Annotated in this window: 26 protein-coding genes and 2 pseudogenes; 13 read left to right on the top strand and 15 right to left on the bottom strand. The window is 75.3% G+C overall.

Annotated elements, in window-relative coordinates; genetic code table 11:
- Positions 1 to 37: 37 nt before the first annotated feature.
- The gene (locus tag F1544_RS12670; RefSeq protein WP_167585873.1) at positions 38 to 1,174 is read right to left on the bottom strand and encodes a mandelate racemase/muconate lactonizing enzyme family protein; all 1,137 of its coding nucleotides are present in this window, start codon (positions 1,172 to 1,174) and stop codon (positions 38 to 40) included.
- 201 nt (positions 1,175 to 1,375) lie between these two features.
- Between F1544_RS12670 and F1544_RS12665 the strand changes: the two genes are divergently transcribed.
- Positions 1,376 to 2,344 (top strand): phosphotransferase family protein, encoded by a 969-nt coding sequence (locus F1544_RS12665; protein ID WP_167585871.1) that lies wholly within the window; start codon positions 1,376 to 1,378, stop codon positions 2,342 to 2,344.
- Here the strand turns inward: F1544_RS12665 and F1544_RS12660 are convergent.
- Entirely contained in the window at positions 2,295 to 3,089 is a 795-nt protein-coding gene (locus F1544_RS12660; protein ID WP_167585869.1) for a helix-turn-helix domain-containing protein, read from the bottom strand. The two genes, F1544_RS12665 and F1544_RS12660, sit on opposite strands and share 50 nt — an antisense overlap.
- Positions 3,090 to 3,137: 48 nt before the next feature.
- Here F1544_RS12660 and F1544_RS12655 point away from each other — a divergent pair, with 48 nt between their 5' ends.
- Both F1544_RS12655 and F1544_RS12650 read left to right on the top strand, forming a co-directional pair.
- Positions 3,138 to 3,605 (top strand): DUF2000 family protein, encoded by a 468-nt coding sequence (locus F1544_RS12655; protein ID WP_308470044.1) that lies wholly within the window; start codon positions 3,138 to 3,140, stop codon positions 3,603 to 3,605.
- An 88-nt stretch (positions 3,606 to 3,693) separates the two neighbouring features.
- Entirely contained in the window at positions 3,694 to 4,266 is a 573-nt protein-coding gene (locus F1544_RS12650) for a hypothetical protein (protein WP_167585867.1), read from the top strand.
- A 6-nt stretch (positions 4,267 to 4,272) separates the two neighbouring features.
- Here F1544_RS12650 and F1544_RS12645 read toward each other — a convergent pair whose 3' ends face one another.
- Positions 4,273 to 5,082: an AAC(3) family N-acetyltransferase gene (locus tag F1544_RS12645; protein ID WP_167585865.1), complete on the bottom strand. Its 810-nt coding sequence runs from the start codon at positions 5,080 to 5,082 to the stop codon at positions 4,273 to 4,275.
- Positions 5,083 to 5,350: 268 nt separating this feature from the next.
- On the opposite strand from F1544_RS12645, the gene F1544_RS12640 reads away from it, so the two are divergent.
- Both F1544_RS12640 and F1544_RS12635 read left to right on the top strand, forming a co-directional pair.
- A complete protein-coding gene (locus tag F1544_RS12640; protein ID WP_167585863.1) occupies positions 5,351 to 6,820 on the top strand; it encodes an HNH endonuclease signature motif containing protein in 1,470 nt (489 codons plus the stop codon).
- 129 nt (positions 6,821 to 6,949) lie between these two features.
- On the top strand, positions 6,950 to 7,561 hold the full coding sequence (locus tag F1544_RS12635) for a flavin reductase family protein (RefSeq protein ID WP_167585861.1): 612 nt from the start codon (positions 6,950 to 6,952) through the stop codon (positions 7,559 to 7,561).
- Here F1544_RS12635 and F1544_RS12630 read toward each other — a convergent pair.
- The 3 genes from F1544_RS12630 to F1544_RS12620 are packed head-to-tail and all read right to left on the bottom strand — an operon-like array spanning position 7,518 to position 9,698.
- Positions 7,518 to 7,946, bottom strand: a complete 429-nt coding sequence (locus F1544_RS12630) for an ester cyclase (RefSeq protein WP_308470043.1) — start codon at positions 7,944 to 7,946, stop codon at positions 7,518 to 7,520. The genes F1544_RS12635 and F1544_RS12630 overlap by 44 nt on opposite strands.
- An 11-nt stretch (positions 7,947 to 7,957) precedes the next feature.
- Positions 7,958 to 8,539, bottom strand: coding sequence for a hypothetical protein (locus F1544_RS12625; protein ID WP_167585859.1), 582 nt, complete (start codon positions 8,537 to 8,539; stop codon positions 7,958 to 7,960).
- 10 nt (positions 8,540 to 8,549) lie between these two features.
- Complete coding sequence (locus tag F1544_RS12620; protein ID WP_167585857.1) at positions 8,550 to 9,698, bottom strand: zinc-dependent alcohol dehydrogenase; 1,149 nt, start codon at positions 9,696 to 9,698, stop codon at positions 8,550 to 8,552.
- A 192-nt stretch (positions 9,699 to 9,890) separates the two neighbouring features.
- Between F1544_RS12620 and F1544_RS12615 the strand changes: the two genes are divergently transcribed.
- Entirely contained in the window at positions 9,891 to 10,325 is a 435-nt protein-coding gene (locus F1544_RS12615) for a hypothetical protein (protein WP_167585855.1), read from the top strand.
- Positions 10,326 to 10,333: 8 nt separating this feature from the next.
- Here the strand turns inward: F1544_RS12615 and F1544_RS12610 are convergent.
- Positions 10,334 to 11,112: pseudogene (locus F1544_RS12610) on the bottom strand (helix-turn-helix transcriptional regulator).
- Positions 11,113 to 11,326: 214 nt separating this feature from the next.
- On the opposite strand from F1544_RS12610, the pseudogene F1544_RS12605 reads away from it, so the two are divergent.
- Positions 11,327 to 12,011: pseudogene (locus tag F1544_RS12605) on the top strand (SDR family NAD(P)-dependent oxidoreductase).
- Positions 12,012 to 12,047: 36 nt separating this feature from the next.
- Here F1544_RS12605 and F1544_RS12600 read toward each other — a convergent pair.
- Positions 12,048 to 13,268: a saccharopine dehydrogenase family protein gene (locus tag F1544_RS12600; protein ID WP_167585853.1), complete on the bottom strand. Its 1,221-nt coding sequence runs from the start codon at positions 13,266 to 13,268 to the stop codon at positions 12,048 to 12,050.
- 112 nt (positions 13,269 to 13,380) lie between these two features.
- Between F1544_RS12600 and F1544_RS12595 the strand changes: the two genes are divergently transcribed.
- From F1544_RS12595 to F1544_RS12585, 3 genes are read left to right on the top strand one after another with little or no spacing between them, the layout of a single operon-like run.
- Positions 13,381 to 14,721 carry a SufS family cysteine desulfurase gene (locus F1544_RS12595; protein WP_167585851.1) on the top strand — a complete coding sequence of 447 codons (1,341 nt, stop codon included), beginning with the start codon at positions 13,381 to 13,383 and terminating at the stop codon, positions 14,719 to 14,721.
- The gene (sufU, locus tag F1544_RS12590; RefSeq protein WP_167585849.1) at positions 14,721 to 15,152 is read left to right on the top strand and encodes a Fe-S cluster assembly sulfur transfer protein SufU; all 432 of its coding nucleotides are present in this window, start codon (positions 14,721 to 14,723) and stop codon (positions 15,150 to 15,152) included. The genes F1544_RS12595 and sufU overlap by 1 nt, the downstream gene beginning before the upstream one ends.
- Positions 15,149 to 15,733 (top strand): DUF1684 domain-containing protein, encoded by a 585-nt coding sequence (locus F1544_RS12585; protein ID WP_167585847.1) that lies wholly within the window; start codon positions 15,149 to 15,151, stop codon positions 15,731 to 15,733. Before sufU ends, F1544_RS12585 begins: the two co-directional genes overlap by 4 nt.
- A 49-nt stretch (positions 15,734 to 15,782) precedes the next feature.
- Here the strand turns inward: F1544_RS12585 and F1544_RS12580 are convergent, their stop codons facing one another.
- Positions 15,783 to 16,331, bottom strand: coding sequence for a hypothetical protein (locus F1544_RS12580; protein WP_167585845.1), 549 nt, complete (start codon positions 16,329 to 16,331; stop codon positions 15,783 to 15,785).
- Between the two features lie 115 nt (positions 16,332 to 16,446).
- The gene (locus tag F1544_RS12575; protein WP_167585843.1) at positions 16,447 to 17,241 is read right to left on the bottom strand and encodes an exodeoxyribonuclease III; all 795 of its coding nucleotides are present in this window, start codon (positions 17,239 to 17,241) and stop codon (positions 16,447 to 16,449) included.
- A gap of 97 nt (positions 17,242 to 17,338) precedes the next feature.
- Between F1544_RS12575 and pyrE the strand changes: the two genes are divergently transcribed.
- From pyrE to F1544_RS12560, 3 genes are read left to right on the top strand one after another with little or no spacing between them, the layout of a single operon-like run.
- A complete protein-coding gene (gene pyrE, locus F1544_RS12570; protein ID WP_167585841.1) occupies positions 17,339 to 17,929 on the top strand; it encodes an orotate phosphoribosyltransferase in 591 nt (196 codons plus the stop codon).
- 1 nt (position 17,930) lies between these two features.
- Complete coding sequence (locus F1544_RS12565; protein WP_167585839.1) at positions 17,931 to 18,317, top strand: hypothetical protein; 387 nt, start codon at positions 17,931 to 17,933, stop codon at positions 18,315 to 18,317.
- A gap of 8 nt (positions 18,318 to 18,325) precedes the next feature.
- Positions 18,326 to 19,192, top strand: coding sequence for a putative RNA methyltransferase (locus F1544_RS12560; protein ID WP_244308461.1), 867 nt, complete (start codon positions 18,326 to 18,328; stop codon positions 19,190 to 19,192).
- Here the strand turns inward: F1544_RS12560 and F1544_RS12555 are convergent.
- The 5 genes from F1544_RS12555 to F1544_RS12535 all read right to left on the bottom strand — a co-directional run bounded on the left by F1544_RS12555 (position 19,174) and on the right by F1544_RS12535 (position 23,120).
- The gene (locus F1544_RS12555; RefSeq protein WP_167585837.1) at positions 19,174 to 19,812 is read right to left on the bottom strand and encodes a DedA family protein; all 639 of its coding nucleotides are present in this window, start codon (positions 19,810 to 19,812) and stop codon (positions 19,174 to 19,176) included. The genes F1544_RS12560 and F1544_RS12555 overlap by 19 nt on opposite strands.
- Positions 19,813 to 19,824: 12 nt before the next feature.
- Positions 19,825 to 20,289 carry an acyl-CoA thioesterase gene (locus F1544_RS12550; RefSeq protein WP_308470042.1) on the bottom strand — a complete coding sequence of 155 codons (465 nt, stop codon included), beginning with the start codon at positions 20,287 to 20,289 and terminating at the stop codon, positions 19,825 to 19,827.
- A 23-nt stretch (positions 20,290 to 20,312) separates the two neighbouring features.
- Positions 20,313 to 21,044, bottom strand: a complete 732-nt coding sequence (locus F1544_RS12545) for a DedA family protein (protein ID WP_308470041.1) — start codon at positions 21,042 to 21,044, stop codon at positions 20,313 to 20,315.
- Between the two features lie 199 nt (positions 21,045 to 21,243).
- The gene (locus F1544_RS12540; protein ID WP_167585835.1) at positions 21,244 to 22,374 is read right to left on the bottom strand and encodes a Gfo/Idh/MocA family protein; all 1,131 of its coding nucleotides are present in this window, start codon (positions 22,372 to 22,374) and stop codon (positions 21,244 to 21,246) included.
- Entirely contained in the window at positions 22,371 to 23,120 is a 750-nt protein-coding gene (locus F1544_RS12535; RefSeq protein WP_208971767.1) for a sugar phosphate isomerase/epimerase family protein, read from the bottom strand. Before F1544_RS12535 ends, F1544_RS12540 begins: the two co-directional genes overlap by 4 nt.
- Between the last annotated feature and the right edge of the window lie 52 nt (positions 23,121 to 23,172).

Genomic DNA, 23,172 nt, shown 5'->3' with positions numbered 1-23,172 from the left:
GGTCCGGCGGGCGCAGCGGGGCCGTCCGGTCGTCCCGTCAGACCTCCAGCCGCAGCCCGGCCCGGGGGGATCGGACGTGGGGGCCGGCCGCGACCAGCCAGGACGCCGAGCGCGGGTCGGACAGGATCGCGTCCTCGTCGACGCTGATCCCGTTGCCCGGCTCGTCGCCCAGGACGATGCCGCCGTCGACGAACTGCTGGTCGACGCTGAGCCCGTGCGGCTGCCCGAAGTCCTGCACCTCGGCCGTGAGGTGGTTCGGGACCGCGGCCGCCGCGTGCGCCACCGACGGGTTCAGGCTGAGGCCGACGGGGCTGACGGGCAGGTCGCGGCTGTGGGCGGCGACGGCCAGCCGCAGGAAGTGGGTGACGCCCCAGACGGCGGCCCCCTGGACGACGTCCACCCCCCGGGCGTCGAAGAGCGGCCGGAACTGCTCCAGGCCCGTGAGGTTCTCGCCGGTCGCGACCGCCGCCCGGACGGCGCCGGAGAGTCGCGCGTGGCCGTCGGCGTCCCACCGCCGCAGCGGTTCCTCGATCCACGCCAGGTCGACCTGCGTCTCGAGGCGGCTCACGTAGCGCACCGCCTGCTTGAGGTTCCACGACTCGTTCGCGTCGAGCATGAGCGTCGGCGAGGTCGTGCCCTCGTGCAGGAGGTCCTGCACGAGGCGCAGCCGGCGGAGGTCGGTGTCGACGTCGCGGCCTCCCTTGAGCTTGCCGCTCGTGTACCCGCGCGCGACGGCGTCGGCGAAGAAGCCGGCGAGCTCCTCGTCGCTGAGGGCGATGTCGAGGGGGGAGGCGTAGCCGGGGACGAAGCGGTCGCCCGCTCCGAGCAGACGCCAGAGCGGTTCCCCGGCGAGCTTCGCCTTGAGGTCCCACAGCGCCGTGTCCAGGGTGCCGATCCCCCCGAACGTCGCGCCGGCGTGCCCGGCCTTGAACACGCGGGCGAGCATGCGGTCGTAGAGCCACGACGTCGCCCGGGGGTCCTGTCCCTCCAGGGCCGGGAAGAGCTTGTCCACGTCCTGGTGGGAACCGACGCCGACACCCGTCACCCCGGCGTCCGTCTCCAGGAGCACCAGCGGCACGGCGGTGATCCCCGAGGCGATGAACCCGTTGACGTCACCGATCGGACGACCCCAGTCGTGGTAGGTCGTCAGCAGGCGGTACCCGGTGATCTCCATGTCGTCCTCGCGGTCGTCGGCGTCGGGTCTGCGCGGTCTCGACCGGCGGACGGAACTGTTCCACACCGGCGCAGGACGTGACGAGCGACGCCGAGGACCTCCCTGTGCTCCCGCGTCGCCCGACGCACGTCGCCCGCTCCGCTCGCGCGGGCCGGGGAAACCGCTCGACCACGCCCGCCGGGCTCTGCCAGCCTGGCGGGCGTGCTGGGTTCCGGGGGTTCGCGCGTGGCGTTCGCCGCGCTGCCCGCGGCCGTGCGCCGGGGCGTCGAGGACGTGCTCGGCTCCCCGGTGGTGCGCGCCGTCAGCCAGCCGGGGGGTTTCTCCCCGGGTTCCGCGGACCGGGTCCGCACCGCGGACGCGCGGCGGGCCTTCGTCAAGGCCGTCGGGCTCCCGCTGAACCCCGACAGCCCCGGGATCCACCGCGACGAGGCCCGCATCGCCGGGTGGCTGCCGAGCGACCTGCCCGTCCCGGCGCTGCTGGGCGCCGTGGACGTCGACGGCTGGGTCGCGCTCGTCCTCGAGGACGTCGACGGCGCAGTTCCCGCGCTGCCCTGGACCCGGACCGACCTCGACGCCGTGCTGCGGGCGCTGGCGGACCTCGCGCAGCGGGCGACGCCGTGCCCCGTGCCGGACCTGCCCGACGCCCGCACGGCCATGGCGGCCCAGCTCGCGGGTCTCGACCGCCTCGCCGAGCGCCCCGGTCCTCCCGAACCCGCGCTGCCGGACCTGGAACCGCTGCGGCGCCTCGCCGTCCGCGGTCTCGCGGCCTTGGACGGCGACACCCTCGTGCACGGGGACCTGCGGGCCGACAACGTCCTCGTCACCGGGGCGGGTGCGGTGCTCGTGGACTGGCCGTGGGCCTGCCGCGGGCCCGCGTGGCTCGACACGCTGCTGCTGCTCGTCGAGGTCGAGCGGTTCGGCGGCCACGACGTCGACGGGCTGCTCGCGACGCTGCCGCTGACGCGGGACGTGGACCCCGACGACCTGACGGGGGTCCTCGCGGGCCTGGTGGGCTACTTCCTCGACGCCGCCCGGCAGCCCCCGCCGCCCGGGCTGCCGACGGTCCGGGAGTTCCAGCGCGTGCAGGGCGTGGCCCTGCTCGACTGGGTGCGGGCCCGCGTCAGCGCCGGGTTCCGAACCGGCCGGGTGGAGCCCCCAGCACGCGCCTGAAGTGCCGCGTGAGGTGGGACTGGTCGTAGAACCCGGCGAGGACGGCGGCCTCCGCCGGCGGGACCCCGGCCAGCAGCATCCGCCGCGCCCGATCGACCCGCCGCCCCGTGAGGTAGCGGTGCGGGGGCAGCCCGAACTCGGTGCGGAAGGCGCGCACCAGGTGGGCCGGGTCGGCCTGCAGCGCCGCTGACGCCTCGGCCAGGGTGACGCCCGCGACGACGTCGGCGTCGAGCAGGTCGCGCAGCCGCCGCGCCAGCGACGGGTCCGGCCGCGGCGGCGGGGGCGTGCCGCGGCGGGCCAGCAGGGTCCGCAGCCCCGCGGTGAGCAGCGCCGTCCGGCTCGCGGCCTCCAGCTCCTCGCCGGGGACGACCAGGGCCGCGTGCAGCCGGGACACGGCCCGCCCGACGCCGGGGTCGAGCAGCACGGGTGCGTCGACCGCTGCCCCGCTGAGGCTGACGGGCAGCACGTCGGGCTCCAGGTAGAGGACCCGCTTGCGGAAGCCCTGCGCGGACGCGGCGCGCCCGTCGTGCGGCACGTGCGGCGGCAGCAGCGTGACCAGCGACGGGGTCGTGGTGCGCGCGCGGTGGTCCAGGTCGTAGGCGACGGTGCCCTCGTCGACGAGTAGCACCGTCCAGGTGTCGTGCGTGTGGAGCGGGTAGGCGTGCTCGGTGAACCGCGCGTGCAGGACCTCGGCGACCCCCGGGACGTCCGGCCGCCAGCTGCGCACCCGCTCGCCGTCCGGCACGTCAAGAACGTACAAGAACCTGTGCGGCGGGGGCGCGAGCCTGAGCGGGTGACCGAGAGCTCCGCCCCCATCGCCGACGTCCCCGCTCCCGCCGCCGACGAGCCCGTCCGCTTCGACACCAAGACCGTCGTGGTGCTCCGCGACGACCTGCCGGTGTGGCAGCGGCTGAACGTCACGGCGTTCCTCGCCTCCGGCCTCACGGCCCGCCACGGCGACCTCGTCGGCGAGCCGTACGCCGACGCCGACGGCACCGCGTACCTGCCGCTGCTGGGGCGTCCCGTGATCGTGCTCGAGGGCGGCGCCGACGTCCTCGCGGCCGCGCGCACCCGCGCCCTGGGCCGCGAGCTGCCCGTCGCGGTGTTCACGTCCGCGATGTTCTCCACCGGCCACGACGCCGCCAACCGCGCCGCCGTCCGCGCCGTCGCGGGGGAGGACCTCGACCTCGTGGGCCTGGCCGTGCACGGGCCGAAGAACGCCGTCGACAAGGTCGTCAAGGGCGCCCACCGCCACCCCTGACCGCGTCCGGGACGGGCGCAGGTGCTGCGGCGCAGCGGGTCAGGACGCGGTGTCCTGGAGGCCGCCGCGCGTCCGGGATGATCGGGGCATGGACGACGACCTGCAGCACCTCGCCGAGCTGATCCCGCCGCGGGGTGCGCCGGTGCGCGTGCTCGACGACGCCGGCACCGGGACGTGGCGGGTCCGCGCCTCCCGCGTGACGGTCCGCCTGGACCTCGACGCGCGCACGGTCCTGCGCAGCACCGACACGGTCCCGACCCTCACCCCGAGCCCGCTGGACGGCGTCGTCCTGCCGCTCGTGGAGGTGCGCTCCTGCGCCGTGGGCGAGCCGCTGCAGCTGCTCGTGCAGGACGAGCAGGGCCGGCCGGCGACCGTGCGGGCCACCAAGGTCCGCTACCTGCAGCCGGTCGACCCCGAGGCCGTCGCCCGCAAGGAGCGCCACCTGCGCCAGCTCGCCGCGGCCGTCGCCGCGGGCTCCGACTCGCCCGACGACCGTCGCGCCGCCGTGCACTTCGGGGCGACGTGGGCGGAGGTCGGCGAGGTCCACGACATCAGCGGCGTGCAGGCCGCGGCCCGCTGGAAGGAGCAGGACCGCGAGGCGCTCGCCCGCCTGCGGGCCGCGCGCGGGGAGACCGGCGGGGCCGCGGAGCCGGCCTCCTAGAACGGCTCACCCGCCGCGGTGGCGGGGAAACCACTCGGTCGCGTGGTCGACGAGCGGCCGCACCGGCAGCAGCTGCCCCACCCCCGCGCCGACCGCGCCGGTGCGGCGCAGGCCGGTGGTGGCGGCGAAGTCGTCGGCGACCTCCTCGAAGTCGTCGGCGCTGACCGCGAGCTCCTGCCAGGAGCGCCACCGCCGCTGCCCGTCGACGAGCACGACGGCGCCGTTGGTCACCCGGTGCTTGCCGGGGTACTCGCAGCGGTGCTCGGCCAGGTGCAGCGCGGTGCACTTCGCGGCGCCGACGCCGAGGAGCAGGACGTCCGCCTCGAGGTCGTGGAGGACGGCCAGCGGGGACCCCTCACCCATCGGCTCGCTGAGGTCGTGCCGGGCGACCACCTCGTGCGCCAGCCGGCCCGCGGCCGCGAAGGATCGGTGGGGGTGGGCGCTGCGCAGCGTCCCGGGCAGGGTGCGGAAGTGCTCCGCCACGGCACCCATCGTCCGGCTCGGGGTGGTGGCGGCGTCGTAGACCGGCAGGTGCTCGCGCACCAGCGGCCACCAGGACGGATCGGTCTGATGGAGCAGGGCCGGGTCGCACAGCTGCCACGACTGGACCGGCATCACGATCGTCCCGGCCGGTCCCACCGCCGCCCGCAGGGCGGCCACGACGGCCTGCTCGCCGCCGACCACCCACCCCAGGGCGGACAGCGACGTGTGGACGATGACCGTGGAACCCGTGCGGACCCCGAGAGCGGTCAGGTCCTGCGCCAGCGACGGCGCGGTGACCGGTCGCGGCCCGGGCCGTCCCCCTCTCTCACCCACCGGACGTGTCCTCCCCGTCGCGCGTGCCACCGGCGTGCGGGCCGGCGTCCCCGGCCACCACGAACCCGTCCAGGTCGTCGCCGGGGGACAGGGTGAAACCCCTCACGACGTCGCGCCCCGGACGTCGGGCGATCTGACGAGGTTCCCGTGGTCGATCACCCGGGAACCTTACGGGGGCAAGCACACGGTGGTCACCCGGTGTGCTGAAACTGTTGCAGCACAGAAGGTTACTCTGTCCATCGAACGTCCGTTCGAGTAGACTTCAGACGTGACCTGGACCGACGAGCAGCCCCTGACGCAGCCGTTCGCTGTGCTCGAGGGCGCGCTGCGGGGGGTCCTGGACAGCAGGCCGGCGGAGTTCTCCCTGCCCGCGGCGCAGGAGGCGGTGACGGCGTTCCTGCGGTTGCGGCACCAGGTGGACGCCGCGTACCTGCACCTGCTGCGGGGCCTCGGGGACGTGGGGTCCTCCGCGTCGGAGACCGCCCGATTCTTGGCCTGCGCGCCGAACCACCTCACCCGCGGCCAGGCGAACCGCGACGTGGAGGCCGCGAAGGTCACCGATCCCTCGGTCGTGTGGGACGGCGGCGTCGGTGGCAGCGACGGTGACCGTGGCGCGCTGCAGCACCTGGGCGACGCCCTCGCCGCCGGGAACGCGTCGCGGGCCCACCTCGACGTCGCGGTCCAGTCGCTGCACCGCATCCCGACCCCGATCCGGCGCGGCACGACGACGATGACCGACACCACCTCGGGGGAGGTCGTCGAGCACCGCAACGCCGAACTACTCGATGCCCACTTCACCCGCAGCGCCGCCCGGCACTGCCCGGGGGTCGCCGGCCGCCTCGCCCGGGAACTGGTCCTGACCCTCGATCCCGACCACGAGGACCGCGCGTTCTCCGACCCCGACGCCGCCGCCCGCCGCGGCCTGGTCGTGGGTGCGCCCAGCGGCGGGATGACGCGGTTCACCGTGGACCTGGACGAGACCGCAGCGCTCGTGGTGAGGCAGGCCCTCGCCGCGGCGTCGGCGCCGCTGCCCGTGCAGGTCACCGAGAACGGGGAGGCGGTGCGGGACCCGCGCTCGAAGCGGCAGCGCGACGCCGACGCCTTCGTCACCCTGGTCCAGCGCGGCGCGGCCGCGAGCGGCCCCGCCGTCGCCGAGAGCGCCCGGGTCTCCGTCGTGGCGACCGTCGCCGACGTCCAGGCCGCGCTGGAGCACCGCACGGCGCAGACCACGGCCACCGTCGAGGGCCACGGCCCGGTCTCCACGGCCACCCTCGGCTACCTGGCCTGCGGCGCGACGCTGCAGCGGGTGCTGAAGACCCCCGCGGGTGCGGTCCTCGACCTCGGCCGGACCACCCGCCTCGCCACCCGAAGCCAGCGGACCGCGCTGGCCGTCCGCGACGGTGGTTGCGTGGCACCGGGCTGCACGACCGCGCCGTGGGCGTGCGAGGCCCACCACGTCCCGGAGTGGGAGAACGGCGGCACCACCGACCTCGACCGGATGGTCCTGCTCTGCCCGGCCCACCACCGCGCCTGGCACGCGAGACACCTCGAGGTGAGGCTCCGCCCCGACCGCACGGTCGAGGCCCGGTGGATCCACCGCGAGCCGCGCTGGCCCGGCCACAGCGCGCCACGACCGTGGGTGCGCAACACCTACCCCTCCGACCGTCAGCTCACCCGCGACCTCGGCACCCGCCTGCGCGCGGACGCCGAGGACCCACCGCAACGACGGGCCAGCTAGCCACGGCCACGGTTCGGTCAGTGCTGTCGTCGTGCCCGCCTCGACACGCCCGCCGGTCGGGGCCACGAGGACGACGGACCCGGGAGCTGCCAGGGAGAGCGCCAGGAGCCCCGGGTAGCGTCGTGGCTCGTGCACTCCTACGAACCCTGCGACGGCCACCGCCTGGCGCACGACCCGCTGAACTCGATCGTCGCGCCCCGGCCCATCGGCTGGGTGTCGACCACGGCGGCGGACGGGACGAGGAACCTCGCGCCGTACAGCTTCTTCAACCTCTTCAACTACCGCCCGCCGATCGTGGGTTTCTCCAGCACCGGCCGCAAGGACAGCGTCGCCAACGCCGAGGCCGGCGGGGAGTTCGTGTGGAACCTCGCGTCGGTGCCGCTGGCGGAGCGGATGAACCAGACCTCCGCCCCGGTGGGACCCGAGGTGGACGAGTTCGAGCTCGCCGGGCTGACCCCCGCACCCTCGGTGCTCGTGGGCCCGCCCCGCGTGGCGGAGAGCCTGGTCGCCTTCGAGTGCCGCGTCACCCGCGTGCAGGAGCTGACCGACACCGCGCAGCAGGGCGTCGACGCCTGGCTGGTCCTGGGCGAGGTCGTGATGATCCACATCGACGACCGGGTGCTCGTCGACGGGGTCTTCGACACCCTCGCCGCGGACCCGCTGCTGCGCGGCGGCGGACCTGCGGACTACTTCACGATCAGCGAGGAGCGTCGCCTGCGGATGGACCGCCCGGGCGCGTGAGGGCGTCGCGGACGACGGGGAACAGATCGCCCCAGCAGTGGGCGATCCGCCCGGCGGCGACCCGGTAGACGACCAGTTCCTGGACGGCGATCCGCCGCCCGGTCGGGGCGACGCCGCTGAAGGTCCCGGTGTGCGTCCCCCGCCCCGTGAGCCGGGCGGCGATCGTGGTCCCCTCCACGACCAGGTCCTGCAGCTCCCAGCGGTAGTCCGGGAAACCCGTCCCGACCGCCCGGACCCCCTCGACGTAGGCGGCCAGCCCGTCGACGGGCCCGGAGCCGCTCACGCCCTCGGCGACGAACTCGCCCAGGTCGTCGAAGCGGTGCGCGTTGCAGCAGGCCAGGTAGCGCCGGTAGAGGTCGACCACCTCGCTGCGTTCGGGACCCACGCGTGCCCGCCTCAGTTCCCGCGGCCGAGGCGCCGCACGAGCGCCGTGGCGCCCACCGCCAGTCCCGCACCGGCGGCCAGCCACGGCCCGCCGACGACGACCGGGTCCATCCACGCGTGCTTGACGTCCGCGCGGCCCCGGCCCAGCCGCGACCGCACGCCGTGGTGCGTGAACTCCGCGCGGACACCCGTCTCGGCGAACGGGTTGTCCGGGTGCTTCGAGGCGTAGGAGCCGACGGTGCTCTCCAGGACGTCGAGGCGGTCCCCGGCCACCAGCAGCAGCCAGTGGGCGGCGCGGCCCTCGCTGAAGCGGCGGTAGGCGTAGCGGCGCACGGCGCCGGAGAACCCCTTCAGCGGCGCGGAGGTGCCGAACACGGGCGTCAGGAACGCGTGCTCGATCGAGCGCTCCCGCGGCAGCAGCTCCGGCTGGCGCTCGGGGAACTCCCACCGCGCGCCGTAGGCGCCCGGGTCGAACACCTCCTGCGGCACGGACGGGCGGTCGGCGGGGTCGAGGTCGACGCCCCAGCCGGGGATGCGCGCGCGCAGCTCCTCGGTCGTCTCCGGCAGGGGCGGCTTCTGCGGTCGGTAGGTCACGGGAACCTCCTCAGGCGGCGTTCGGGACGACGAGGGGCTTGATGCACTCGTCCAGCTTCGACGAGAAGATGTGGTAACCCTCGGCGATGTGCTCCAGCGGGATCCGGTGCGTCACGAGGTCGCGAGGGGTCAGGTGGCCGTTGCGGACGTGCTCGAACAACCGCGGCCACTGGCGCTTCACGGGGCACTGGTTCATCCGCAGGGTCAGCCCCTTGTTCATGGCGTCCCCGAACTTCACCGAGTTGGGGATCGGGCCGTAGGCCCCCATGACGGAGATCGTCGCGCCCTTGCGGACGGAGTCGATCGCCCAGTTCAGCGCCACCGCGGAACCGCCCTGCAGCTTGAGCTTCGCGGCGGCGACGTGCTGGCGCAGGTTCCCGTCCGCCTCGGCCCCCACCGCGTCGATGGCGACGTCGGCGCCGAGGTGGTCGGTGATCCGCTTGAGGTGGACGACGACGTCGTCGTGCTCGGTGAAGTCCACCGTCTCCGCGTGCGCGAAGGTCCTCGCCTTCTCCAGCCGGTAGTCGAGGTGGTCGACGACGATGACCCGCCCCGCGCCCATGAGCCACGCCGACTGCGCCGCGACGAGCCCGACGGGCCCCGCGCCGAACACGACCACCACGTCGCCCTCGCGGATGTCCCCGAGCTGCGCGCCGAAGTACCCGGTGGCCGTGGCGTCGGTGAGCAGCACCGCGTCCTCGTCGTGCATCCAGTCGGGGATCAGGGTCGGCCCGACGTCGGCGAACGGCACCCGGACGTACTCGGCCTGGCCGCCGTCGTAACCACCCGTCGTGTGGGAGTACCCGTAGATGCCGCCCACCGCGGTCGCGTTGGGGTTGACGTTGTGGCAGTTCGCGAGCATCCCGCGGGCGCAGTAGAAGCAGGAGCCGCACGAGATGTTGAACGGGACCATGACCCGGTCGCCGGGCTTCACCGACTGCACCGACCCGCCGACCTCCTCGACGACCCCGATGAACTCGTGCCCGAAGGTCATCCCGACCCGGGTGTCCGGCATCAGCCCGTGGTACAGGTGCAGGTCGGACCCGCAGATCGCGGCGAGCGTCACCCGCACGATCGCGTCGTTCGGGTGCTCGATGCGCGGGCGGTCCTTCTCCTCGACGCGGACGCGGTACGGCCCGCGGTACACCATGGCGCGCATGGGACGCCTCCCGTCGCGGCCGGCGGCCGCCCTCGGACGACGGGCCGGCGGCTCGACCCTGGCGACACTGTGCCCGCGGACCGGCGCGGGTGCCAGTGCAGGTCCGGCCGGTCGACCGACGGTGTCCGGGCGGGCGCGGGGAGTTCCCCCGAGGAGCACGTGGACGGGGCGCCGGCGTGCTTCACTCCGTCGGTGACCAGGAACCGGCGGTGGGCCGCGGTGCTGCTCGGCGCCGTCCTCGGCGCGTCGGCCGGCTGCGGCGCGGACGATCCCGCCCCCACGCAGCGGGTCGTCGTCTGCTGGGGCACCGAGCTGCCCCGCCCCGACACCGGCGTCGTGCGGTTCAGCTTCCAGCAGCACGGGGTCGAGCTCGTGACGGCCTCGGGGGGTGTCGACACCCTGCTGGCGGCGGACGTGCCCACCGGGGCGGTGACGACGGTCCTGGCGAACGGCGAGCCGTTCGGCGAGGTCGGCGTCGACGACCCGTCGGCTGACGACGGGGACGCGGCGGACGAGAACACGACGGATGCGGACCAGCAGGCCCCGGGCTACTACGGCCTGACGGGGCCGGGATGCCCCGACGCGGCGGAGCTCGGGCGGCTGACCCCGGTGGCGGCGCAGGACTGACCGGGTGGTCAGGCGGAGCGCAGGGCGTCCTCCGGCGCCCCCGCGGTGGGCAGCGCGCTGGAGGCGAGCAGGGCCAGCTTCTCGGCGTCGCCCGAGCCGGCGTCCGGGTGCAGGACGACGAGCATCAGGTCGTCGGTGCCGCTGATCGCCAGCCGTTCCCGGTTCAGCGTCATCGTCCCGAGCTGCGGGTGGTCGAACCGGAGCGGCGAGCCGTGCTGCCCCCGCACCTCGTGCCGGGCCAGAGCCGCCGGAACCGCGCGCTCGCCAGCGACAGCTCACCGGTGAGCTCGATGAAGCGGGGATCGTCGACGTCTGTCCCCACGGCCTGCCGGAGGTTCGCGACGAAGCACTCCGTCACCTGTTCCCACTCCGGGTAGAGGGCCTGCGTCGCCGCGTCCAGGAACAGGTCCCGCAGCTGGTTCCCGCCGACGACGGTGCCGGGCGACAGCGCGGTCGCCAGCCGGTTTACGGCGAGGATGTCGAAGTACCGGTCCTCGATGAACGCGGGCTGGGCGAGGGAGTCCAGCAGCTTCAGCGCGCCCGCCGGCGGGGTCTGCCGGCGCGCCCGGCGCCTGCGCCGGCGGGGGACCTCCGCGACCAGCGTCAGCAGGTGTGCGACGTGCTCGTCGTCGAGCTGCAGCACCCCGGCGATCGACTCCAGCACCTGCACGGAGGGGTGGCGGTCACGGCCCCGCTCCAGGCGCAGGTAGTAGTCGGCGCTGATGCCGGCGAGCATCGCGACCTCCTCGCGCCGCAGGCCCGGCACGCGCCGCACCCCGGTGTCCACCAGACCCACCTGCTCCGGCGTCACCAGTTCCCGCCGCGCCCGCAGGAACGCCCCGAGGGGGTTCGTCGACTCGCTCACGGGGCGAGCGTACGGCGGCGCGCGGGGCCCGGGGAGGGTCCTGCGGGACCCCCGTCCGAGCGGGGCTCTGGCTGCTCCCGCGGGCCGTTCCTAGCGTTCGGCACGGCCCGAACGGGCCACGCGAGCAGGGAGAGACATGACCGTCACACTGATCACCGGGGCCAACAAGGGCCTCGGGTACGAGACCGCCCGGCAGCTGCTGGAGCTGGGGCACGAGGTCTACGTCGGGGCGCGGGACGCCGAGCGCGGCGAGAAGGCCGCCGCGGAGCTCGGGGCGCGGTTCGTCCAGCTCGACGTGACCGACGAGGAGTCGGTGCGCCGGGCCCTGGCGACGGTCGACGCCGCCGAGGGCCGCCTGGACGTCCTCATCCACAACGCGGGGGTCCTGGAGACCGCGCTCGACGGCCCCGCCGCGCTGCGCTCGTTCACGACGAACGCCGTCGGCGTCGTGCTCGTCACGGAGGCCGCGCTGCCGCTGCTGCGCCGGTCCGCGAACCCCACCGTCGTCACCGTCTCCAGCAGCATGGGCTCGTTCTGGGCGGTGACGAACCCCGACCGGCCCGAGTCCGGGTTCCCCCTCGCGCTGTACGCGGCGTCCAAGGCCGCGGCCACGATGCTGACGGTGCAGTACGCCAAGGCGCAGCCCGGCATCCGGTTCAACGCGGTCGAGCCGGGCGCCACGGCCACCGACATGACCGCCGCGTTCGGCATCGGGCGACCGGTGCAGGAGAGCGCGCGCGTCGTCGTCCGCCTGGGCCACCCCCGACCCCGCCGGCCCGACCGGGACGCTCCAGGACGAGGACGGGACCCTGCCCTGGTGAGCGCACCGGGACGGCCGGCCGGCTGGTGCGCCCGGGTCAGACCCGGACGTCGAGCGTGAACCCGTTGCGGCGCAGCCGCTCGACGAGCGGGGTCCCGATGCCGGTGGCGGGCGTGAGGACGCCCGCGCGGTCGGGCAGGCGGTCGCCGTCGAGCGCGAGCGCCAGGGCGCTCTCGCCGATCATGACCGCCGTCGCGGCGTAGCCGGGGTCGCCCTGCGCGGCGACGGTGACCGTGCAGCGGCGCCCGCCCTCGGTGCGGGCGTCCAGGCGCAGCCGGAAGTGGCCCGTGCGCCGCGTGCGCTCGCTCGGGCCGGTGCCGGGGGAGGGCAGGAGGCGGTCCAGCAGGGGGCGGACGGGGCCTACGGCCAGCAGTCCCGTGAGCCCGGCGAGGAACCCCGTGACCGCGGCGGCCTGCAGGGCGGCGGTGCGCCCGCGGAACGCCACGACCTCGGCGTAGCGCAGCCGCGGCCCGTAGGCGTGCCCGAGCAGCGCGTTGCTGCGCCGCACGATCCGCGTGTTGTGCGAGGACATGACGAACGGCGCGACCCAGTCGCCCGTCGCGGAGCGCCGGTGGGGGCGGAACGCGTCGGGCTGGCGGCCGAGGTCGGGTTCCGCGGCGCGGTCGGGGCTCAGGCCGTACGGGTCGCCCAGCAGCCGGCGCGCCTGCGGGTCGCTGCGCGCGGTGTCCAGCTGCAGGCGCAGCGAGTCGACGGTGCCGCCGCTGAACCCGCCGCGCGCGGACAGGACCTCCAGCGTCGCGCTCTCGAGCGGTCCCGCGCCCTCCGCCTGCGCCCACGCGTGGGCGAGGTGGACCGCGAGGTCGGAGGGGACGGAGTCGAACCCGCAGGAGTGCACGATCCGCGCGCCGCTCGCGCGGGCCGTCTCCTCGACGGTGTCGATGCTGCGCCGCACGAACAGCACCTCGCCCGTGAGGTCGGCGTAGTGGGTGCCGGCGCGGGCGCACGCCTCGACCAGGGGCAGCCCGTGGCGCAGGTACGGCCCGACGGTCGAGACGACGACGGTCGCCGACTCCGCCATCGCCCGCAGCGACTCCGGGTCGGCGGCGTCGGCCACCACGACGGGCCAGTCCGCGGCGACGGGGCCCAGGTCGCGGGCCACGGCCTCCAGCCGCTCCCGCGAGCGGCCGGCCAGGGCGATGCGCGTCCCCGCGGGCGCGTGGGCGGCGAGGTGCGCGGCCACCAGCTTCCCGACGAATCCGGAGGCGCCGAACAGCACGATGTCCACGTCGCGAGCCACGGTGCACGCTAACCCGCGGACCTGCTGCCCACCCGTCGGTGATCACGCCGGTGCCACCGCGTGGTCGACGCGGGGTTGGGGGGTCGGACGGGTGCGCGGTTACGGTGCTCGCATGACCCTCAGCAGCACGTCGGCGCCCGCGGCGGACACCGCCGCGGAGCCGTTCACCGACGCCGAGGTCGCCGCGATCCGGGCGGACTTCCCGATCCTCGCGCGCACCGTGCGCGACGGCCGCCCGCTGGTCTACCTGGATTCCGGCGCGACGTCGCAGAAGCCCCGCGCCGTGCTCGACGCGGAGCGCGACTTCTACGAGCGCCACAACGCCGCCGTGCACCGCGGCGCCCACCAGCTCGCCGAGGAGGCGACCGACGCCTACGAGGCCGCGCGCGCCGCGGTCGCCGGGTTCGTCGGGGCGCCCGCCGACGAGGTCGTGTTCACCAAGAACGCCACCGAGAGCCTCAACCTCGTCGCGCACGCGTTCAGCTCCGCGACGGCCTACCGCGCCCTGGGCACGGCCGAGGCGGACGACCGCTTCGTCCTGCGCCCCGGCGACGAGGTCGTCGTGACGGAGATGGAGCACCACGCGAACCTCGTGCCGTGGCAGGAGCTGTGCCGCCGCACGGGCGCGACGCTGCGCTGGCTCGGCGTCACCGACGACGGGCACCTCGACCTCGCCGACCTCGACCGCGTCCTGTCGCCGCGCACCCGCGTGCTGGCCACGACCCACGTCTCGAACGTGCTGGGCACGATCACGCCCGTGGCCGAGCTCGCCGCGGCCGCGCACCGCGTCGGCGCGCTGTTCGTCCTGGACGCCTGCCAGTCCGTGCCGCACCTGCCGGTCGACCTGCCGGGTCTGGGCGTGGACCTCGCCGCGTTCTCGGGCCACAAGATGCTCGGGCCCTCCGGGGTCGGGCTGCTGTGGGGCCGCGCCGAGGTCCTCGACGCGATGCCGCCGTTCCTCACGGGCGGCTCGATGATCGAGACGGTCCGCATGGAGGGCTCGACGTACGCGCCGGCGCCGCAGAAGTTCGAGGCGGGCGTGCCGATGGCCGCGCAGGCCGTCGGGCTGCACGCGGCCGTCGACCACCTCACGGCCCTCGGCGCCGACGGCACGGGCATGGCGCGCGTGGAGGCGCACGAGCGCCGCCTCGTCGGGCGGCTGCTCGACGCGCTGGGCGAGCTGCCCTGGGTGCGCGTCCTCGGGCCCGCCGGGACCGCCGAGCGGGGCGCGGTCGTGTCCTTCGTCGTCGACGACGTGCACGCCCACGACGTCGGGCAGGTCCTGGACGACGACGGCATCGCCGTCCGCGTCGGCCACCACTGCGCCTGGCCGCTGCACCGCCGCTTCGGCGTCGCGGCCACGACCCGCGTGAGCTTCGGGCCGTACAACACGGTCGGCGAGGTCGACGCCGTCGTCGCCGGCCTGCACCGCGTGCGGGAGGTGTTCGCCTGATGGACCTGTACGCCGAGCTCATCCTCGAGCACTCCAAGCGCCCCCACGGCGCCGGGCTGCGCGACCCCTTCGACGCCGAGGTGCACCACGTGAACCCCACCTGCGGCGACGAGGTGACCCTGCGCCTCGACCTGGACGGCGACACCGTGCGCGACGTGTCCTACGACGCGCTGGGCTGCTCCATCTCCCGCGCGTCCGCGTCGGTGCTGCACGAGCTCGTCGTCGGGCGCAGCGTCGCCGACGGCCTCGCCGTGCACACCGCGATGCGCGCCATGCTCACCAGCCGCGGCACCGACCCGGGCGACGAGGACGTGCTGGGCGACGGTGTCGCCCTCGCGGGCGTCTCGCGCTACCCGGCGCGCGTGAAGTGCGCGCTGCTGTCCTGGATGGCGTTCACGGACGCGCTCGGCCGGGCCTCGGTGCCCGCGTGAGCCGCCTCGACGTCCTCGACTGGCGCCGCCGCATCGGTGCCCTGTACGCCGCGGTGCGTGCCGCCCCCAGCCCGGAGGCCGGCCACGCCCTGTGGCGGGCCGGGCGCGACGAGCTGTTCGCGACCCACCCCGCCTCGCCCCTGCTGCCCGCCGACCGCGCCGGGTTCACGGGGCTGCTCGTGGCGCCCTACGACCCGGCGCTGCGCTTCGTCGCCGAGGTGCGCGACGCCCCCGCGCAGCGCCGCGAGTCCGTCACCGGCACCGACGGGACCGTGGCCTTCGAGCGCATCGGGCGCGTGGAGCTGCCGGGCGTCGGCGGCCTGGACGTGTGGTGGCTCGACCAGTACGGCGGCGGGCTGTTCCTGCCGATCAAGGACCCGGGCCGCGGCTACGGCGGCGGCCGGTACGTCCTGGACACCGTCAAGGGCGCCGACCTCGGCTCCCTCGACGGCGGGCTCGTGGTCGACCTGAACTTCGCCTACCCGCCCTCGTGCGCGTACGACCCCGAGTGGGCGTGCCCGCTGCCCTCGCCGGGCAACACCGTCGACGTCGCCGTCGAGGCCGGCGAGCTCGTCCCCTGACGGGTCCGGGCCGGTGGCCCGGTCAGGGGCGCGGTCGGTCGTGGACGGGTCAGTCGTGGACGGTGACCGGCTGGCCGCGCCGGACGTCGACGACCCCGTGCGGGGCGCGCCCGCGCCGCCACGCGCCGAGCAGGGCGTCGGTGTCCTCGTCGTCCTGCGCGCAGCGGAACAGCCCCAGCGTGTAGATGCGGGTGGCCTCCTCGCTGTCGTGGTGCCAGGAGAACTCGTCGCCCAGGAAGATGTGCGCCTCGACGTCGTCACCGCGCTCGTCGAGCACCTCGTGGGCCAGCAGCACCGCCTCGTGGGTGCGCCCGCACAGCAGCAGCGCGGACACGACGTAGCAGCGGGTGTCGGGGGCGACGTGGTCGCCGGTGGCCAGCGCCTGCTGCGCCAGCTTCAGGCAGCGCCGGGCGTCGCCCGCGAACGCGCTGTGCTCGCTGGCCGCGACGAGCAGCCGGCCGCGGGACACGGTGTCCCCGGGCACCTGCTGCCGCGCCCACGACTGCAGGAGCAGGGACACCGCGCGATGGCCGCGCGCGTCGGTGGACGCGTTCAGCTCGACGCACTCGAGGTCGTGGCTCGTGACGGGGGTTCGCACCTCAGCGAATCTAGTGAGACGACCCCCTCGCGTCGCCCCCGCGGGCGGCGTTGGGGGACAAGTCCACCGTTCGGCGCAGTCGTGATCACCGGGCCGTTCGGGACGGCTCCCCGCGTCAGTCCGCGAGCTCGACGATCACGGGTGCGTGGTCGGAGGCGCCCTTGCCCTTGCGCTCCTGCCGGTCGATCGTCGCGCCCGTCACGCGGGCCGCCAGGGCGGGGCTGCCGAGCACGAAGTCGATCCGCATGCCCTGCCGCTTGGGGAAGCGCAGCTGCGTGTAGTCCCAGTACGTGAAGACGCCCGGGCCGGGCGCGTGGGGCCGCACGACGTCGGTGAACCCCGCGTCGACGAGGGCCTGGAACGCGGCCCGCTCCGGCGCCGAGACGTGGGTGGAGCTGGCGAACACGGCCGGGTCCCAGACGTCCTCGTCGGTGGGGGCGATGTTGAAGTCGCCGACGAGCGCGACCTGCCGGGCCGGGTCCTCGCCGAGCCACTGCGTGCCGGCCGCGCGCAGCCGGTCCAGCCACTGCAGCTTGTAGTCGTAGTGCGGGTCGCCCAGCGCCCGGCCGTTCGGCACGTACAGGGACCAGACCCGCACCCCGCCGCACGTCGCGCCCAGCGCGCGCGCCTCGACGACGGCCGGGTCGCCGAACGCGGGGACGTCGGGGGAGAAGGCGGTGCTGACGTCGTCGAGGCCGACGCGGGAGAGGAGCGCGACGCCGTTCCACTGCGACAGGCCGTGGTGGGCCACCTGGTAGCCGATTTCCGCGAACGCCTGCTCGGGGAACTGCTCGTCCTTGCACTTGGTCTCCTGCAGCGCGACGACGTCGACGTCGCTGCGCTCCACCCACGCGAGGACGCGGTCGAGGCGGGCACGGACGGAGTTCACGTTCCAGGTCGCCAGGCGCACGAGCGTGGAGGTTACCCGGCGCTGCGGACACCCACCCCCGGCGGTGCGGGTGCGGCGCGGCGGTCCGCGGCCCGGCGGCTGACTAGAGTTCCGCCCTGTGACCGACTCCCCGCCCGCCGCCGGTCAGCAGGCCCGCGACCGGCTCGCCGCCCTCATCGCCGCCCGGGCCGTCGTGCGCGGCCGCGTGACCCTCTCCTCCGGCAAGGAGGCCGACCACTACGTCGACCTGCGCCGCACCAGCCTCGACGGGGAGGCCGCCGCGCTCATCGGGCCCGTGATGCTCGACCTCGTCGCCGACTGGGACTTCCAGGCCGTCGGCGGGCTCACGCTGGGCGCCGACCCGGTGGCGCTGGCCATGGTCCACGCCGCGAACGCCGCCGGCTGGGCGCAGGCCAAGGGCGCGCCGCTGGACGCGTTCGTGGTGCGCAAGGCCGAGAAGGCCCACGGGCTGCAGCGCCGCATCGAGGGCCCCGAGGTCGCGGGCCGCCGGGTGCTGGCCGTCGAGGACACCTCGACGACGGGGGGCTCCGTCCTCACGGCGGTCCAGGCGCTGCGCGAGGCGGGCGCCGACGTCGTCGGCGTCGCCGTGATCGTCGACCGGGCCACCGGGGCGCGTGAGCGCGTCGAGGCCGAGGGGCTGCCCTACCGCGCCGCCTTCGGCCTGGCCGACATCGGGCTGGGGGGCTGACGTGGGCACCGGTGGGACCGTCGTCCTCGTCCTCGTCGTGGTCCTCGTGCTGCTCGCGGTCGCGTGGGCCGCGAGCACGCGCGCGGCCCTCGTGCGCCTGCGCGACCTGGCCGTGGAGGCCGGCGCGCTCGCCGAGCAGCGGCGCTCGCGGCTGGCCGACCTGTCGCTGAACCGCGTCGACGCCCGCGCCGAGGCCGCCGACGGCGGCACCGACTCCGCGGTCCGCCGCGCCGTCGAGGACGCCGAGCGCCGGCTGGCGGGCGACATCGCCTTCCACGCGGCGGCCGTGCGCGCCTACGACCACCGCCTCGCCGGCGTCCCGACCTCCTGGGTCGCGGCCCTGACCGGCATGCACCCGCTCGGCGCCGCGGCCGACCACCAGGGCTGAGCGCCCGCGTGGCCGACGTGCCGGGCGCGCTGCTCGGCGCCCTGGAGCAGCTGCGCTGCCCCGTGTGCGGGCAGCCGCTGGCCCTGGAGGGCCGGGTGCTGCGCTGCGGTCTCGGCCACGCCGTCGACGTCGCCCGGCAGGGCTACGCGAACCTCGTCGTGGGCGGGCGGACCCACCCCGGCGACACCCCCGCGATGGTCGCGGCCCGCGACGCCTTCCTGGGCGCCGGGCACTACGCCCCCATCGCGCAGTCCGTCGCGGACGCCCTCGCGGAGGGCGGCGCGCTGCCGCCCGGGCCGCTCGTGGACGTCGGCGGCGGCACCGGCTGGTACCTCGCGCAGGTCCTCGAGCGGCTGCCGCCCGCGCTGGGCGTGCGCGAGGGCCTCTGCCTGGACTCCTCCAGCGCGGCCCTGCGCCGCGCCGCCCGCGTGCACCCCCGCGTCGCGGCCCTCGGCGTCGACGTGTGGCGCGGTCTGCCGCTCGCGGACGCGTGCGCGGCGGCGGTGCTGTCGGTGTTCGCGCCCCGCAACCCCGCCGAGGTCGTCCGCGTCCTGGCCCCCGGGGGCCGCTGGGTGGTCGTGACGCCCCGCCCGGAGCACCTGCAGGAGCTCGTCGGGCCGCTGGGGATGCTGAGCGTGGACGAGCGCAAGGACGACCGCCTCGCCGCCGACCTCGCCGACTTCACGCGCGCCGCGAGCACCGACCTGCGCCGCGAGGTCCAGCTGGACCGGGCCGACGTCCGCGCCCTGGTCGGCATGGGGCCCAGCGCCCACCACGTCGACGCGGGGGACCTCGACGCCCGCCTCGCCGGCCTCCCGGCGGTCCTCGGGGTCACCGTGGCCGTGCGGGTCTCGGTCTACGCGCCGCCGGCCTGACCGGGCGCGCGCGAGCGGCGACGGCGGATCCAGCCCACGACCGGGGCCACGATCGAGACGAGGATCGCGACGCCCGCGATCGTGTACGCCAGCGAGCGGATCCACGGCAGCGAGTCCGCGGCGTAGCCCGCCAGCACGAGCAGCGCGCCCCACGTCAGCGCGCCGACGACGTTGGCCGAGGCGAAGCGCGGGTAGGACATGGCCGCGGTGCCCGCGATGATCGGCGTGAAGGCGCGCAGCCACGGGATGTAGCGGCAGCCGACGACGGCGAACCAGCCGTAGCGGGCGTAGAAGGCCTCGGCCTGCGGCAGGCGCGCGGCCGCCTTGCCCGCCCGGCGCAGCAGCCAGGGCCGGCCCAGGCGCCGGCCGGTCCAGTACCCGACGGTGTCGCCCGCGATGGCGGCCACGGACACCCCGACGACGAGGACGGTCAGCGAGACGGGGGAGTCCTCGCGCGCCGCGACGAGTCCCGCCGTGAAGAGGACGGTGCTGCCCGGCAGCCAGAACCCCACCAGGGTCCCGGTCTCGGCGAAGACGATGCCGAACACGAGCGCGTACAGCCCGAGCGCCCCGAGACCCTCCAGGTTCGGGTCGGCGAGCTGAGCGAGCCAGTCGGACACCGCCTGATCCTGTCAGAGGACGGGCGGACCTCCGCCGTGCTCCTCGTCACCCTCGCCCGCGAGGGTGGCGAGCCGGGCCCGCTCGTCCGGCCCGAGGCGGCGGGGACGCCCCGCGTCGAAGTCGTAGGACACGCAGGTCGTCGTCGCGCGCACGTAGCTGCGCAGCTCCCCGACGGCGGAGGTGTCGGGCTCGCAGACGTCGTAGCGCACGTCGAAGCTGGCGCCGCCCACGCGGTGGACCCACAGGTCGACGGCGACGGGGGCGAGCCGGTAGTCCAGCGGCCGGAGGTAGTCGACCTGGTGGCTGGCGACGACCATGCCCGTCGCGAGCATCGGGGCGGCCCCGTCGTCGGCGGCGATGCCGAAGGCGCGCACGCGGGCCTCCTCGAGGAGCCGCATCACCTGCACGTTGTTCACGTGCCGGTAGGCGTCCATGTCGCCCCAGCGCAGGGACAGGAGCAGTCGCCGGGGTGCCACCCGGCCATCCTGCCCGGGGGTGCTCAGCGCTGGCGGTCGGGGGTGCTCTGCGTGCTGCTGCCCTGGTTGGGCAGGGTGGTGGTGGAGGCGGAGCGCTCCTTGGCGCGGGCGCGCAGCGCCTCGATGCCGACCGGGATCAGCGACAGGACGACGAGCAGGAGCAGCCCGATCTCGAGGTTGTCGGCGATGAGCTGGACCCCGCCGAGCGCGTAGCCGAGCAGGGTGATGCCGGACGCCCACAGGACCGCGCCGATCGCGGAGAAGACGAAGAAGGTGTGGCGGGCCATCGCCCCGGCGCCGGCCGCGAGGGTGATGAAGGTGCGCACCACGGGCACGAAGCGGGCCAGGATGATCGCCCGGGCGCCGTAGCGCTCGAAGAACTGCCGGGTCTGCTCGACGCGCTTCGGGGTCAGCAGCTTGCTGCCGGGCCGGTCGAAGATCGCGGGGCCGGCCTTGCGGCCGATCTCGTAGCCGACGACGTTGCCGAGGAACGCCGAGGCCGACAGCAGCAGGCAGGACGCCCAGATCGGGAACGCCAGGTGCCCCGCGTGGGTGAACAGGCCGACGGTGAACAGCAGCGAGTCGCCGGGCAGGAAGAACAGCAGCAGCCCGCACTCGGTGAAGACGATCGCGGCCGACACCCACAGCGCCGCGGGGCCGAGGGAGTTCAGCAGCGACTCCGGCTCCATCCAGTCCGGCAGCAGCGCGGGCGCGGCGGCGGGCAGGGCAGCCGAGAGCTCAGCGAGGAGAGGCACGTCTCCAGGGTAGGTCGCCGTGGGGTCCGTCGAGGACCCTCAGTGCCCAGGTTCAGCCGACAGGATGACCCTGCGTCCTCCTCCCGCCGGAGGTCGCCACGGCGGGTCCAACGACCGTCACAGACGGTCACTCGTTGTCCCTGCCCCGCGGTGATCATGCAGGTGGTCCCTGCATGATCACCGCGGGAGGGAGGGGTCCTCAGTCGACCGTGCGGACCAGCGGGTCCCAGTCGTCGGGCAGCGGCGGGGCCGCCTCCACGGTGCTCGTGACGTCGACGAACTGCTTCGACGCCCCGGCCTCCTCGAGCGAGACGAGGATGTCGACGACGTGGTGCGCCAGCGCGCCCTGCACGCGGTGCGGGCGGCCCTCGCGGATGGCGCGGGCCATCTCCAGGACGCCCGTGCCGCGGGTGGACTGCGCGCGGGTCGCGGTCGTGGTGGTGACCAGCTCGAACCGGTCCCCGCCCGGGCGCAGCAGCACGATGTCGCCGTCGAACATGTTCGGGTCGGGCAGCTCGAGGACGCCCTCGGTGCCGTTGATCTGCAGGAACGGCGCCCGCGTCACGGCGGTGTCGAAGCTGAAGACGCTCTGCGACGTCTGCCCGCCCTGGAACCGGGCGATGGCGTTGACGTGGGTCGGGACGGTGACGTCGAAGACCTCGCCGGCCTTCGGGCCCGAGCCGATGGTCCGCTGCGCCTGCGCCGTGGACGCGATGGCCGCGACGGAGGCCACCGGCCCGAACGCCTGCACGAGGGTCGTCCAGTAGTACGGCCCAATGTCGAACAGCGGGCCCGCGCCGTGCTGGAACAGGAACGCGGGGTTCGGGTGCCACGACTCGGGGCCGGGGGACTGCATGAGGGTCAGCGCCGACAGGGGCGTGCCGATGTCGCCGCGGGCGATCGCCTTCAGCGCCGCCTGCAGGCCCGAGCCGAGGAACGTGTCGGGCGCGCAGCCCAGCCGCACCCCGGCCGCCTCGGCCTCGCGCAGCAGCGTCTCGCCGCCGGAGCGGTCCAGCGTCAGGGGCTTCTCGCTCCAGACGTGCTTGCCCGCCGCGATCGCGGCCGAGGAGACCTCGACGTGGGCGGCCGGGATCGTCAGGTTCACGACGATCTCGACGTCCGGGTGCGTCAGCACCGCGTCCATCGCGCCGTGGGTGGCGATGCCGTGCTGCTCGGCGCGGGTCTTCGCCGCGGCCGGGAACAGGTCGCCGATCGCGTGCACCTCCACGTCCGGGAAGGACGTCAGGTTCTCGAGGTAGGTGTCGCTGATGACGCCGGCGCCGATGACACCGATGCCGACGGGACCCGTGCGGGCCTCGGGGGCGCTCATGCCCCGGCCGCCTCGGTGAGGTAGCGCACGCCGCCCGCGACGGCCTCGAAGACGTCGCCGGTGGTGTCGTCGAGCTCGATGACGCCGAGGTCGACGCCGCTGCTCGCGGCGAGGATCGCGGGGATGTCGAGCACGCCCTGGCCGAGCGCGACCTGGTTCTTCGTCTCGCGGGTGCCGTCGCCGTCCTTGAGGTGCACGGCCTTCACGCGGGAGCCGAGCCGGCCGAGCAGCTCGGGGACGTCGACGCCGCCCACGACCGCCCAGTAGGTGTCGACCTCGAGGACCACGGCCGCGTCGAGGTGCTCGGCGAAGACCTCCAGCGCCGGGCGGCCGCCGATCTTCGTCTGCAGCTCGAACTCGTGGTTGTGGTAGCCGATGGTGACGCCCGCGTCCGCGGCCTTGGCGGCGGCGGCGTTGAGCTCCGCGGCGATCGCGGCGACGTCGGACTCGGTGGTCCAGCGCGAGCGGTCCACGTGGGGCTCGATGACGAGCGCGGTGCCGGTCTTGGCGGCCGCGGCGAGCGCCTCGTCGACGTCGCCGCCGACGATGCGCGCGTGGGTGCTCGGGGCGGTCAGCCCGTGGGCGGGCAGCGCGGTCGCGAGCGCGTCCGCGAACTGGGGCAGGCCGAAGGGCTCCACCTTGCGCAGCCCCATGGCGGCCAGCCGCGCGAGCGTGCCGTCCAGGTCGGCGGCGAGCGCCTCCCGCACCGTGTAGAGCTGCACGGAGATCTTGTCGTTGTCGAGCACGTCGTCCTCTCGGTCCGCTGCGGGGCGCCCGTCGATGGACGCCTCGACCCGA

Origin of the sequence: Kineococcus rubinsiae (genome assembly GCF_011839805.1) — a bacterium.
GTDB lineage: Bacteria > Actinomycetota > Actinomycetes > Actinomycetales > Kineococcaceae > Kineococcus > Kineococcus rubinsiae.
Note: the sequence above shows the minus strand (reverse complement) of the source record. Positions and strands in the feature narration are given on the sequence as shown.